We start from the raw sequence: 12146 nt of genomic DNA, 5'->3' as shown, positions 1-12146 counted from the left end.
CCATCGAGGGCAACCGCATGAAAGCCATACCCGGTGTCTCTGGGCCTCTGGACCTTACGACGGCCCGTCCAACCCACGAACAAGGTAGGACCGCATGAGCGCGGTCGGCAGCACCTCCCGGTGGACCACGTCGAGCCGGGACACCGCACGGGTCAGCACCACACGGTCACCCCTCACACGTCTTCACCCGTCCTCGGTCAGAAGATGTCCATGCTCCACGGTCGCCGCGAGGTGCGCAGCAGCAGGTCCGCCCGCGCCGCCGCGCCCGCCGCCGACTCCTCGATCCGGCCGAGCGCGGCCAGCCGTACCGCCGACTCGTCGCCGAGCGCCAGCGTCGCCAACTCGGCCACGTCCAGGACCAGATCGGGTGCGGCGCCGGTCGGGGCGCACGCGCCGCCCTCCGGAGAGGCGTCGAGCCGGAAGCGCCCGTTCGCGTAACCGGCCGCGTCCCTCACCTCCAGGACGAGGGAGCCCTCCGTCGCGTACGTCCGCGGCTCGAACACCTTCGGCACGTCCAGGATCCGCAGCCACAGCATGTCGGCGTGGGTGAGGACCTGCGCGGCGCGCGGGTCCGGGAGGAGCAGCGGAAGGACGTCGTCCGGCGCGCGGTGGCCCGTACGCACCTTGGTGATCCAGTCGACGGAGCAGACGAAGCGCCACAGGGCGCGCTCGGCGGCCGGCGTGACCGCGATCAGATCGCGCACGCTCGCCGTGTTGCCCGGCTGCTTCTGGTCGCTCCACTGGTCGTCGGAGGTGTACGCGACATAGCCCTCGACCTCGCCGGCGGCGGACCGGTAGATCGCGTAGAACGGCTCGGTCCACGGGTGCGCGTGGTACGCGTTACCGGTACCGACGTCCCAGCCGCGCGCCGTGCGGTCGGTGATCCCGGCGCGCTGCGCGGCGAGCCGGCGGTGCAGCTCCGGGCCCTCCTTGCGGATCTCGGCGCCGTCGGAGAGGTCGATGCGCCCGCCGCCGTCCTCCTCCCCCGGCCCGGACCAGCGGCCGTCGAGGCCGGAACGGGTCACGTCGACCAGCCACTCGGTGGTCCAGCTGGCGACGCCGTAGCCGAACCGTCCGTAGATCGGGTACTCGGCCGCGATCAGCGTCGCGCACGCGTCGCCCCGCTCCTTCGCGAGCGCCAGGTCGTCCGCCATCATCCGGCTGAGCAGGCCGCGCCTGCGGTGGGTCGGGGAGACGGTGACCCCGCTGACCGCGTTCGCGGCGAGGTCCGCGCCGCCGACCGTGGACAGCCGCTGATCGAAGGACAGGAAGGTGGCGACCATCCGGCCCCGGTCGAAGGCACCGTAGGTACGGGAGAGGTCGGTGTGCGGCAGCCGGTCGGCGACCTCCTCGTCCGCGACCACCGGCGGGTTGAGGAAGCCGACCCGCCTGGCCACCAGCCACGCGTGGAACTCGGAACCGTCGATCGCGCGCACCTCAAGGCTCATCCTTCGAGGCTATGCGGGCGCGCCCGACCGCCGCACGCGAGTTTCCGTACGCGAGAGTCCGCACGCGTGAGTCCGCACGCGGATTCCTGTACGCGAGTTCCCGTACGCGAGTTCCACGCGCGCGTGCGTCAGGGCAGCACGGCTCACGCCAGCAGGTCGTCGACCTGCGCCTCACCCTCCCGGTAGCGGCGGGCGATCTCCGCGCTGCAGTCGTCGGCGGTCCGCTGGAGCTGCTGCCGGCGGCGCGAGACCTGCTGCTCGTAGCCCGCGAGCCGCCCCATCGCCAGGTGCAGCTCCTCGTCCGTGCGCGCCGTGAGGTCCGACAGCTCGACCTCCGACAGCATCTCGGACGCCAGCCGCCGGTACTCCTCGCTGCGCGGCGTCGACAGCGTCACGTGCCGCGCCGAGCGCGCCACCGCCCCGGGCCGGGACGGCGTGTCCGCGAGGATCTCCGACAGCCGGTCGACGACCGGTGTCTCCGGGTCGGTACGCCGCGCAAGCTCCGCCCGCAAGATGTCGATCCGGCCTTGCAGCATCCGCCGTACGTAGCTGAGGTCGGCCTCGTCACCCTGCGCGTCGCGGCGCAGCGCGCGCAGCTCGGGCAGCCGAAGCCCCCCGAGATCCGGCTGCGGCCCGTCCGGCAGCTCCGGCTCGGCGGTCCGCTGCACGGGCGGTCGCCCGACGGCGCCACCCGGTCCAGGGCCGGGTCCGGGTCCGGTTCCGGGGCCGGAGATGCCTGAGCGGGTGGTGGTCAGCGGTACGGGACCGGACGGCGTGTGCCCGGTGCCAGGTGCACTCATGTGAATCGTCCCCTCGACCGGTGCGGTCGGCCGCACCGCCTGACACGCATGGTGCCACTGCGGACCGGGCGGACGCAGGCGCTCTGCACCCGTTCGGCCCTCCCCGTGTCGGCCGCCGGGCGGATCGGTAGGTTGGTCGGTATGCGAGCAGTGGTGCAGAGGGTCGACGGCGCGAGCGTCGTCGTCGCAGGGGAGACCGTCGGAGAGATCGTCGGCGAGGGGCTGTGCGTCCTGGTCGGGGTGACCCATGACGACACCCCCGAGAAGGCGGCGCAATTGGCCAGAAAACTCTGGTCCGTCCGGGTACTGGACGGCGAGAAGTCCTGCTCCGACGTGAACGCGCCGCTGCTCGTCATCTCGCAGTTCACCCTCTACGGGGACGCCCGCAAGGGTCGCCGCCCCACCTGGAACGCGGCCGCGCCCGGCCCGGTCGCCGAACCCCTCGTCGACGAGGTGGTGGCGCAGCTGCGGCAGCTGGGCGCGCACGTGGAGACGGGCCGGTTCGGAGCGGACATGCGCGTCTCGCTCACGAATCACGGCCCGTTCACGGTGCTGGTGGAGGTGTAGCCGTACGGCTACGGCTCGACGACCGTCTCCTGCGCGGCGGCCGTCGTCCCGGCGATCAGCTCGGCGTCCACCGGCACGTTCCGCTTCACCAGGGCGAGGGCGATCGGCCCGAGCTCGTGGTGCCGGGCCGAGCTGGTGACGAAGCCCAGCTGGCGGCCCTCCTCGCCGTCCGCGGCGAGCCGCACCGGCGTGCCGGGCCCGGGCAGCAGCACCTCGCTGCCGTCCAGGTGCAGGAAGACCAGGCGGCGCGGCGGCTTGCCCAGGTTCTGCACCCGGGCGACCGTCTCCTGGCCGCGGTAGCAGCCCTTCTGCAGGTGCACGGCGCTGCCGATCAGACCGATCTCGTGCGGGATGGTCCGATGGTCGGTCTCGAAGCCGAGCCGCGGCCGGTGCGCCTCGACCCGCAGCGCCTCGTACGCGAGGACACCGGCCGCCGGCCCGTGCGTACCGGCGAAGGCCTCCAGGTCTCCGCGCGGCAGGAACAGGTCGCGGCCGTACGCCGTCTCCCGTACGACCACGCCGTCCGGCACCTCGGCGATCGAACCGGCCGGGAGGTGGACGACGGCGAAGTCCTCGGTTCGGTCGGCGACCTCCACCCGGTAGTAGAACTTCATCGACTCCAGGTACGCGAGAAGCGCGTCCTGCGTGCCCGGCTCGACGTGCGCCCAGACCGTCTCGCCGTCGTCGACGAGGTACAGGGCGTGCTCGATGTGCCCGTTCGCGGAGAGGATCAGCGCCTCGGTGGCCTGACCGGCCGGCAGGTCGCTGACGTGCTGGGTGAGCAGCAGGTGCAGCCAGCCGAGCCGGTCGGAGCCGGTGACGGTGAGGACACCGCGGTGCGAGAGATCGACGAAACCGGTGCCGTCGGCGAGGGTCCGCTGCTCGCGGAACAGGTCGCCGTAGTGCGCGGCGACGCCTTCGTCACGGCCTTCGGCGGGGACGGCGCCGGGCAGGGACAGCAAGGGGCTCTTCATGGGAAAAGCCTACGACTCCGTGGCCGTGGCCTTCTGTACGCACTCCTGGCACCGGCCGAAGATCGCGAAGTGCTTCATGTCGGTCTCGAAACCGAAGGTCTCGCGGAGCTTGCCGGTGAACTCGGCGGCCACCTCCACATCCGCCTCGATGACCTCCGAGCAGTCCCGGCAGACGAGGTGGATGTGGTGGTGCCGGTCGGCGAGGTGGTAGGTCGGCGCGCCGTGCCCCAGATGGGCATGGCTGACGAGCCCGAGCTCCTCCAGGAGCTCCAGGGTCCGGTAGACGGTGGAGATGTTCACGCCGGACGCCGTCTTGCGGACCTCGACGAGGATCTCGTCCGGGGTCGCGTGCTCCAGCGTGTCCACGGCCTCCAGGACAAGCTGACGCTGAGGCGTCAGCCGGTAGCCGCGCTGCCGCAGATCGCTCTTCCAGTCGGTGCTCACCACGCCCCCAGTTTGACATCCTCCGCCCGTGCGCGGGACGGACTCCCTTCTCAGGCCGCGTGCGGCCTGAAGGGTGGTTGACGCTTCGCAGACCGGGTGTCCCCGAGGTCTCCACGTCCTGACACCGCCTGCCCGGCGGCGTGATCGATGTTGCGCCCTGCGTTGGTGTCCGCGTTGGCCTCGAACCCGCACCCGGGGTTCTTGCACACGAAGCGGGCCTGGGTCTCCCGGCTGCCCGGCGTGATGCAGCCGCAGGCCCAGCAGCGGCGGGAGGTGTTCGGGGCGGGGACCCCCTGACCACGACGCCACCACGTTCGGCGGCCTTGTACTCCAGCATCGTCACCGTCCTCCCCCAGGCTTCCGCAGTGATCGCCCGGTTGAGCCCTGCCTTCTGACGGACGTGGGTGCCAGGGGCTTCCACGGTTCCCCGGGCGGACTTGACCATGTGGAGGACGGCCAGGTCTTCCACCCCGATACGCGAGAAGCCCTCGGCGATGCCGGTAGTGGTCTTGTGCTGCCAGTCGACCGCTCGGCGCTTGGCTGTCGCACGGAGCTTGGCGATCTGGTCATACGCACGCGTCAGCCGACGCGAGTTCCGCTCACTGGATGTGCGGGCCCGGCGCCTGCGCTCCGTGGCCTTCTCCAGCCTGCGCAGCCTCTTGGCCTCACCCGCGGTGAGCCAGGGGCCGTGTTCGCGGAAAGTGCCGTCCGACAAAGCGAGGGGCCTGGCGATGCCGCGGTCGATGCCCACGGTCGGACCGCTGTGCGCGGCCGGTTCGGGTACCTCTCGCTGGACGCGGAAGACGACGTACCAGCCGTCGGCCTCCTTCACCAGCCGGGCCCCGGTGAGCCTGTCGCCCTTGCCTGCGTGCCTGCCGACGGGGAGGTCCTTGGTCCAGCGGAACAGTACGTGGCCGATCTTCGGCGCCCACATACGCCCCCAGCGCCTGTTCAACCTGACGACCTGGAGGTCACGGCCCTGCGGGATATCGATGGCCATGCGCGAGCGGAAACGGCCCTTGAAGGCAGGGGCCTTGGCACGGCCCGCCCAGCAGTTCCTCCATGCCTGGAAGTACGTCTTCAGCACGGCCTGCGCCGCCTGAGCAGGCAGGACGCCGAGCCAGGGAAGGTCCTTGCGTCCCTGCCGGATCACCGCATCGGCGGCGGCCAGGCTACGGCGTTCCTTGGAAAGCATCGTCCACCAGTCATGCACGAGATTCCACAGCGCACGGGCCGCATGCCCCTGCGCCTCGGCCGCCGATGCCTGAGCCGGGGTGAGGCAGAGCCGGGCCTTGTGACCACGCTGGCGCTTCATCACCCCTCCCGATCCCACCTTGTGCCCCATCCCGACGAATCGGCGACCGGGCATGCCCGGCTCAACCGCGCCGTGACACTATCCGCCGATTTGGATCGCGGAGCCTCGATGGCAGAGCTCTTCGCATACTGGCTGCAATGCGCATATTCATGCGCATTTCTGTCATCAGTTCGGCAACGAGTGATTGTCGAAACAGCGTTCCACCACCACAGGCGGGCGCATGGAGGGCTTCTCGTGCGGGTACGCCCGAGGGCCCGCCGGCAATGGCCGGCGGGCCCTCGGGAAGAGCGCTTGTCCTACTTGAAGAAGGCGATGCCGTCGTCGGGCATGTCGGGGAGGTTGCGCGCCATCTCGGCGACCTCCTCCGGGGTGACGACCTTCTTGAGCTGCGCCGACATGTAGGGGCGGAGCGGCACCTCGGGGGTGGCCTTCTCGCCGACCCACATCAGGTCGCCCTTGACGTAGCCGTACAGGCGCTTGCCACCGCTGTACGGGCCGGAGGCCGCGGTACGGGCGACGGCGTCGGTCGCGATGTCGATCTGCGGCTTCTGGTCGGCGAGCTCGCCGTACCAGACCTCGACGACGCCCTGGTCGCGGACCATGACGATCTCGACCTGGCGCTCCTTGTCGATGCGCCAGTAGCCGCTCTCGCTCTCCAGCGGGCGGACCTGCTTGCCTTCGGCGTCGAGCACCCAGGTGTGGGAGTGGTACTCGATGAAGTCCCGGCCGTCGTGGCTGAACGTCACGGTCTGGCCGAAGTTGCACTTCTCGGCGCCGGGGAAGTCGGAGACGCCCGCGCCCTCCCACGTGCCCAGCAGGAACGCGAGGGGGACGAGGTCCGGGTTGAGGTCGGACGGGATCTGGATCATGAGCAGCTCAGGCGATCTGTTCTCGTTCGGTTGTCTGCGCTCGGTTTTTTAGCGCTGGCCCTGGTACAGCTTCTTCACGGCGAGACCGGCGAAGGCGAGAACCGCGACGCAGACGAGCGCCAGCAGGGTTTCGAAGAAGACGATCACTTGGTGCTCCTCGGTGAGCGGTGAAGGCGGTACGGGCCGGCCCCCAGCTTAGTGGGCGGGGACCGGCCCCTCTCGGTGAGGTGGGTCTCGTACGCGATCGTTTACGGACCGTGTACGGGATCCCGCACGGGACCCCGTACGGGATCTCAGCCGAGGAGCTGGTTCTGCAGGGTCACCGTCTGCTGGAACGGTACGGCCAGGGCCTCGCCCTTACGGGACTGGACGACGAGCGCGAGCGTGTCGCCGGCCTGGATGTAGGCCCAGCGGGTCTGCTCGGGGCCGTAGGGCTTCTTCTCGGCCGTCGCGTACTGCACCGTGTCCGGCACCCGGGCGTCGTTCCCGAGCGCTTCGGTCCCGACGGACTGTATTCCTTCCAGGGGCGTGGTGGCGGTGGTACCGGCGTTCACCGCATCGTCCTTGAAGTGCTCCGAGAAGCCGACGGACTTGAAGCGCAGCAGGTAGACGGCGCTCTTCGTGCCGTCCGGCATGGTCCACGCCCGGGCGGTGATCTGCCGCAGCGCGGAGTCGTCGATCACCTGCTTCAGCTCGGGGCGCTCGTCCTTGGCATAGAGGGAGACGTACTGGTCGACGCTCACCCACGCGCCGTCGAGCTTCGGGTCGACGGTGGCCCCGGCCGGCGCGGGCAGCAGCAGGGCGCGCAGGTCGGCGTGGTGCACCTCGCCCTCGTTGCCGACGGTGAAGGGGCGCGGGGAGCCCTCGGGCAGCGGCGGCAGGCTCAGCTTCGGGTACGCCCAGCGGCCGTCGCTCTCGGTCGCCAGACCGGGGACGTCGGTGCGCTCCATCGAGGTGATCGCGGCGGCCGTCCCGGCCCCGAGCCCGCCGCACACGACGACGGCGGCGGCCCAGCGCAGCACGCTGCCGAGCACCTTGCGGGAGCGCTTCGGGGTCTCCTGGGCGGTTGCGGCGTCCTGTACGGGGGCGCTTTCCGGCGTGGCGTCCGGAGCGGCCTCCGGCGTGGCGTCCGGAGCGACGTCCGTCGGCTCGGTCACGGTCATACGTACTCCCCCGGGGACTTGATGTGGTCGAGCTGCTTCTTCACGAGCTCGGCGACGGCGGACTTGTCGAAGGGCCGGCTGCCGAAGGCCGTGACGGTCACCGAGTACTCGGAGTCGTACGCGGAACAGACCATCCCGTCGAGGCTCTCCTCCGCGTCCTCGCCCTTCGGCTTCGGCATCGCCCAGCAGACGGCGTTCTTGTGGTCGGCGATCTTCGGCCCCTTGGGGAACTTCAGGAACCCGGCGACCTCGCCGCGCATCTTGTGCATCTCGGCGCCGAACCGCTTGTCCTTCATCCGCACGACCTGCACCTCGACGACGAGGTTGGCGTCGTCGGAGGCGTAGGAGCGGACCGCGATGCCCTGGATGCCGAGCTTCTCGATCCGCTTGTCGAATTCGCGGCGCTTCTTGCCGGACAGGCCCTTGCCGGCCTGCTTGACCAGGGCGACGGCGTCCTTGGCGCTGACCTCGCCGTCGTTGCCGAACTCCTCGACGTCGGGGCCGAGGCCGTACCCCTGGGGCACGGGCAGGAGCAGCTTGCTCAGCGGGGTCGAGGCGCGCCCGTCGGCGGCGTTCGCGGCCGGGTCCTTGGGCGGGGCGGGCGGCTCCTCCCAGGCGATGGTGGGCGCGCTGCGGTCGGCGCCCGCGACGGTGACGCCGGTGAAGGTCGCGCCGGCGCCGACGCCGAGGACGAGGACGCCGGTGAGGACGTACGGGAAGAGGCGGCGCGGCGCGCGGGGCGCGGGCGTCTCCGCCGCAGGCTGGTCCTCCGGCACGGTCCGGGTCGCGGCCTCCGGCGCCTCTTCCGACGCGTTCTGGTTCTGCTGTTCCACGGTGGTGGTCTCCTCGCTCACAGGCGCCCCAGCTGCCGCTCGGCCAGCGAGGTGATCTCCTTCTGGCTGACCTTCTTGGTGTCCGTCACGAAGATCTGGACCATGACGTCGCCCCGGTGGAAGAGAGCGCGGGCCTCGTAGAGGTCGAGGTAGCCCTCCTCCTTCTCCACCGGGAGGAGGTAGGTGCGGCCCTCGGCGCTGCCCTTGATCGGCTGGCCGTAGCCGGAGTCCTCATCCATGTAATCCCGCTGCTCTGCCGCGTGGTCGGCGGCCCCCAGGCGGTCGTTGGAGCGGAACTGCACCAGGTTGATCTGGACGGTCTTGTACTCGCCGACCTGCCAGGCGGTGCTGGCGACCCGGCGGATGCCGCCGTCCATGAGGTACTCGAAGGCGCCGGCGGGCGAATCGAAGTCCCCCGCGTACGAGCTGACGCTCAGCCACCGGTCCTCGGGCGCGAACGGCACGTCCTTCGCGCCGGCCGGCTTGGGCAGCAGCAGCTTGCGCAGGTCGCCCTCGGTCTTGAGTCCGCGGTCGTCGGCGACGGCGAGCGCGGGCGGCTCCTGGCCCTTGGCGGCGGGCTTGGCCGGGTAGGCGAGGCCGACCTGGTTGAGCGGCGGCAGCGGGGTGGGCTCGCGCTCGGCCTGGACGCCGTAGCCGACGGCGACACCGCCGACGATGCCGAGTACGGCGGCGGCCGCGAGCAGAGCGAGCGTGCGCCCGCCGCGGCGGCGACGCGGCGGTGTGTCGTCGGCCGGAACCGGCACGATTGCGGGTTCTGCGGATGCGACGACCGGGCCGGGGGCAGGTGTCGGCTCGGCCTCCGGAGCGTTTCGAGCGGATTCCACCGCTTCTGTGGCTTCCAAAAGAGTCCCCCCACGAGACTAGAAGCGCGGGTTCCGTTACCCGTGCGCCTAGCTGACACGTGAGTGATGCATGAGGTTGCCGGGAACCGCATTACAGTTCGGTATATGGCGAAGAAGCTCGTGATCAAGGTGACCGCCGGGGCGGATGCCCCCGAACGCTGCTCCCAGGCCTTCACCGTGGCCGCCGTCGCCGTCGCGAGCGGCGTCGAGGTCTCCCTCTGGCTGACCGGTGAGTCCTCCTGGTTCGCCCTCCCGGGTCGTGCGGCCGAGTTCGAGCTCCCGCACGCGGCGCCGCTCCCCGACCTGATCGACTCGATCCTGGCGGCCGGCCGCATCACCCTCTGCACCCAGTGCGCCGCCCGCCGCGAGATCACCGAGGACGCCGTCCTGAAGGGCGTCCGCATCGCCGGCGCCCAGGTCTTCGTCCAGGAGGCGATGTCGGACGACACCCAGGCCCTCGTGTACTAGTTCTCGACGCGCCGGACTCCGTCCGCCGAGCGTGGTCGGCCGGGGCCGGACCGCCCCCTCACCGGCCCCGCTTGCCCTTGCCGTCGAGCTCGTCCCACCACTCATCGGACTGCTTGTCGCCCGTCGGGTCGTCCCACCAGCGGTCCTCCGGGCCGCGCCGGTTCGCGATCATCGCGGCGACCGGTGGGATGACCATGGCGACCACGCACATGGCGATGGCGGCGGGGACCGAAAAGAGCCGCACGACGGCCCAGGCGCCCACGAAAAGCACCAGGCAGACGCCCATCATCCAGAAGTAGACGCGCCGTCGCCGTGCGTACACACCTTCAGCGTACGACCGGGACCCGCCCCCGGACAGCGCGCGGCCGCTACTCCGGCGGCCGACGCCGAACTCCGCACACAGCTCGTCGAGGAGGTGCGCGCCCAATGGCCGGACCCCGGCGAAGACCTGGGCGAGCGCGGTGTCGAGCAGATGGTGGCGTTCCTCGCCACCAGCGCGCGTATGGCCGAGCCCCTGACCCCGTCGCTGCGGGTGGACGCGTTCTGGCATCGCTTCCTTCTGCACACCGTTCCGTACGCCAGGTTCTGTGGCGCCCTCGGCGTGACGTTCATCCACCACGGACCCGAGCCCGCCACGAAGGCGGACCCGGCGGGGGGCCGGGCGGCCATGGAGCGGACGAAGGCGGCCATCCGAGTGCTCCTGAGAGAGCCCGGGCGTCCCACGGCCCCGGGCCGACCACGTCGCCGGACGGAGTCCGGCGCAGCGCCTCGAAGCCCGTGAGGCGCCCCGGCGCCGAGCGGTGCGAGGGGCGCGTCGGGAAATGAGACCGAAGGGCCGTGCCTCAAGTCCCGGAAAGCGTCCAACCCCCAGGAGGCACGGCCCTTCGGCCGGTCAAGCGTGCGGCATCACACCGCGATGGCGACCTCGGCCAGGCCGCCGTGCTGGGCCACGACCTGGCGGTCGGCGGTGCCGCCGGGGACCAGGGCGCGGACGGTCCAGGTGCCCTCCGCCGCGTAGAAGCGGAACTGGCCGGTGGCGGAGGTCGGGACCTCGGCCGTGAACTCGCCGGTCGAGTCCAGGAGGCGGACGTAACCGGTGACGGGCTGGCCGTCCTTGGTCACGTAGCCCTGGATGGTGGTCTCACCGGGCTTGATGGTCGAGGCGTCGGGGCCGCCGGGCTGCGCTCCGCACATGTCAGGAATCCTTACGGTCGAAGAGGACGGGCCCTGGGGACCCGGGGAGGTCTTACTTGTTGGCGCCGAGCTCGATCGGCACGCCGACGAGGGAGCCGTACTCGGTCCAGGAGCCGTCGTAGTTCTTGACGTTCTCGACACCGAGCAGCTCGTGCAGGACGAACCAGGTGAGCGCGGAGCGCTCGCCGATGCGGCAGTAGGCGATGGAGTCCTTCGCCAGGTCGACCTGCTCGTCGGCGTAGAGGGCCTTCAGCTCCTCGTCCGACTTGAAGGTGCCGTCGTCGTTGGCGTTCTTCGACCACGGGATGTTGCGGGCGCTCGGCACGTGGCCCGGGCGCTGCGACTGCTCCTGCGGGAGGTGGGCCGGCGCGAGGAGCTTGCCGGAGAACTCGTCGGGCGAGCGCACGTCGACGAGGTTCTGGGTGCCGATCGCGGCCACGACGTCGTCGCGGAAGGCACGGATGGAGGTGTCCTGGGCCTGGGCCTTGTACTCGGTGGCCGGGCGGTTCGGGACCTCGGAGCCGTCGACCAGGTCGCGGGAGTCGAGCTCCCACTTCTTGCGGCCGCCGTCGAGGAGCTTCACGTCCTGGTGGCCGTACAGCTTGAAGTACCAGTAGGCGTACGAGGCGAACCAGTTGTTGTTGCCGCCGTAGAGGACGACGGTCGTGTCGTTGCCGATGCCCTTGGCCGAGAGGAGCTTCTCGAAGCCCTCCTGGTCGATGAAGTCACGGCGGACCGGGTCCTGGAGGTCCTTCGTCCAGTCGATCCGGATGGCGTTCTTGATGTGGTTCTTCTCGTAGGCGGACGTGTCCTCGTCCACCTCGACGAGGGCGACCTGCGGGTTGTCGAGGTTGGCCTCGACCCAGTCGGCATCGACCAGGACGTCGCTGCGAGCCATGCTGTTTCTCCTCCGGGGCAGTGTGCGGCGGTTCGTGCAGGGTGGTGCGGGTACGCGTCGGCTCGCGGTGCGGACGACGGCGTACGGCTGCGCAGGGGTGGCCCCGACATCACGTCGTGGGGCCTGAGGGAAAACGGGAGATGTGCGTCCCGCTCAGACTGAGCGACAGAGCATGGCGGCGACGCGGCACAGGTCTACTGCCCGCCGCTTCGTGAGTTCCGCCTGTCGCTTCATGCCCTCGATCGTAGGGACGGACGGGCGGCCGTGTCACCGGTGTGTCGTATTCTGAGACGCGATCATCCGGAATGCG

At 70.7% G+C, this 12146-nt stretch carries 15 protein-coding genes and 1 pseudogene; 2 read left to right on the top strand and 14 right to left on the bottom strand.

Annotated features, from left to right (window positions below):
* Nucleotides 1-197: 197 nt before the first annotated feature.
* Both AB0M18_RS33180 and AB0M18_RS33175 read right to left on the bottom strand, forming a co-directional pair.
* A complete protein-coding gene (locus AB0M18_RS33180; protein WP_365764619.1) occupies nucleotides 198-1448 on the bottom strand; it encodes a GNAT family N-acetyltransferase in 1251 nt (416 codons plus the stop codon).
* Nucleotides 1449-1591: 143 nt separating this feature from the next.
* Nucleotides 1592-2248: an ABC transporter substrate-binding protein gene (locus tag AB0M18_RS33175; RefSeq protein ID WP_365764617.1), complete on the bottom strand. Its 657-nt coding sequence runs from the start codon at nucleotides 2246-2248 to the stop codon at nucleotides 1592-1594.
* Between the two features lie 141 nt (nucleotides 2249-2389).
* On the opposite strand from AB0M18_RS33175, the gene dtd reads away from it, so the two are divergent.
* Nucleotides 2390-2815, top strand: a complete 426-nt coding sequence (dtd, locus tag AB0M18_RS33170) for a D-aminoacyl-tRNA deacylase (protein WP_365764615.1) — start codon at nucleotides 2390-2392, stop codon at nucleotides 2813-2815.
* Nucleotides 2816-2823: 8 nt separating this feature from the next.
* Here the strand turns inward: dtd and AB0M18_RS33165 are convergent, their stop codons facing one another.
* The 8 genes and pseudogenes from AB0M18_RS33165 to AB0M18_RS33130 all read right to left on the bottom strand — a co-directional run bounded on the left by AB0M18_RS33165 (nucleotide 2824) and on the right by AB0M18_RS33130 (nucleotide 9177).
* Entirely contained in the window at nucleotides 2824-3789 is a 966-nt protein-coding gene (locus tag AB0M18_RS33165; protein WP_365764613.1) for a folate-binding protein, read from the bottom strand.
* 9 nt (nucleotides 3790-3798) lie between these two features.
* Complete coding sequence (locus AB0M18_RS33160) at nucleotides 3799-4236, bottom strand: transcriptional repressor (RefSeq protein ID WP_365764611.1); 438 nt, start codon at nucleotides 4234-4236, stop codon at nucleotides 3799-3801.
* A gap of 47 nt (nucleotides 4237-4283) precedes the next feature.
* On the bottom strand, nucleotides 4284-4478 hold the full coding sequence (locus tag AB0M18_RS33155) for a hypothetical protein (RefSeq protein WP_365764627.1): 195 nt from the start codon (nucleotides 4476-4478) through the stop codon (nucleotides 4284-4286).
* Between the two features lie 98 nt (nucleotides 4479-4576).
* Nucleotides 4577-5548, bottom strand: a pseudogene (locus tag AB0M18_RS33150) (transposase); the annotation flags it as partial.
* 296 nt (nucleotides 5549-5844) lie between these two features.
* On the bottom strand, nucleotides 5845-6417 hold the full coding sequence (locus tag AB0M18_RS33145; RefSeq protein WP_365764609.1) for an FABP family protein: 573 nt from the start codon (nucleotides 6415-6417) through the stop codon (nucleotides 5845-5847).
* A gap of 293 nt (nucleotides 6418-6710) precedes the next feature.
* Nucleotides 6711-7580, bottom strand: a complete 870-nt coding sequence (locus tag AB0M18_RS33140; RefSeq protein ID WP_365764607.1) for a hypothetical protein — start codon at nucleotides 7578-7580, stop codon at nucleotides 6711-6713.
* The gene (locus AB0M18_RS33135) at nucleotides 7577-8413 is read right to left on the bottom strand and encodes a hypothetical protein (protein WP_365764605.1); all 837 of its coding nucleotides are present in this window, start codon (nucleotides 8411-8413) and stop codon (nucleotides 7577-7579) included. Before AB0M18_RS33135 ends, AB0M18_RS33140 begins: the two co-directional genes overlap by 4 nt.
* 17 nt (nucleotides 8414-8430) lie before the next feature.
* Complete coding sequence (locus AB0M18_RS33130) at nucleotides 8431-9177, bottom strand: hypothetical protein (RefSeq protein WP_365764603.1); 747 nt, start codon at nucleotides 9175-9177, stop codon at nucleotides 8431-8433.
* A 204-nt stretch (nucleotides 9178-9381) separates the two neighbouring features.
* Between AB0M18_RS33130 and AB0M18_RS33125 the strand changes: the two genes are divergently transcribed.
* Nucleotides 9382-9744 (top strand): DsrE family protein, encoded by a 363-nt coding sequence (locus AB0M18_RS33125; protein ID WP_365764601.1) that lies wholly within the window; start codon nucleotides 9382-9384, stop codon nucleotides 9742-9744.
* A gap of 58 nt (nucleotides 9745-9802) precedes the next feature.
* On the opposite strand, the gene AB0M18_RS33120 is transcribed toward AB0M18_RS33125, so the two are convergent.
* From AB0M18_RS33120 to AB0M18_RS33105, 4 genes are all read right to left on the bottom strand, one after another.
* Nucleotides 9803-10066 (bottom strand): DUF3099 domain-containing protein, encoded by a 264-nt coding sequence (locus AB0M18_RS33120; protein WP_365764625.1) that lies wholly within the window; start codon nucleotides 10064-10066, stop codon nucleotides 9803-9805.
* A gap of 584 nt (nucleotides 10067-10650) precedes the next feature.
* A complete protein-coding gene (locus AB0M18_RS33115) occupies nucleotides 10651-10938 on the bottom strand; it encodes a DUF1416 domain-containing protein (protein ID WP_265867432.1) in 288 nt (95 codons plus the stop codon).
* Nucleotides 10939-10990: 52 nt separating this feature from the next.
* Nucleotides 10991-11836: a sulfurtransferase gene (locus AB0M18_RS33110; protein ID WP_365764598.1), complete on the bottom strand. Its 846-nt coding sequence runs from the start codon at nucleotides 11834-11836 to the stop codon at nucleotides 10991-10993.
* 153 nt (nucleotides 11837-11989) lie between these two features.
* Nucleotides 11990-12070 carry an Ms5788A family Cys-rich leader peptide gene (locus AB0M18_RS33105; RefSeq protein ID WP_352021666.1) on the bottom strand — a complete coding sequence of 27 codons (81 nt, stop codon included), beginning with the start codon at nucleotides 12068-12070 and terminating at the stop codon, nucleotides 11990-11992.
* Between the last annotated feature and the right edge of the window lie 76 nt (nucleotides 12071-12146).

It is taken from the genome of Streptomyces sp. NPDC051909, from assembly GCF_040681095.1.
Lineage (GTDB): Bacteria > Actinomycetota > Actinomycetes > Streptomycetales > Streptomycetaceae > Streptomyces.
The sequence above is the reverse complement of the archived record's forward strand: the minus strand, read 5'-3'. Positions and strand labels throughout refer to the sequence as shown.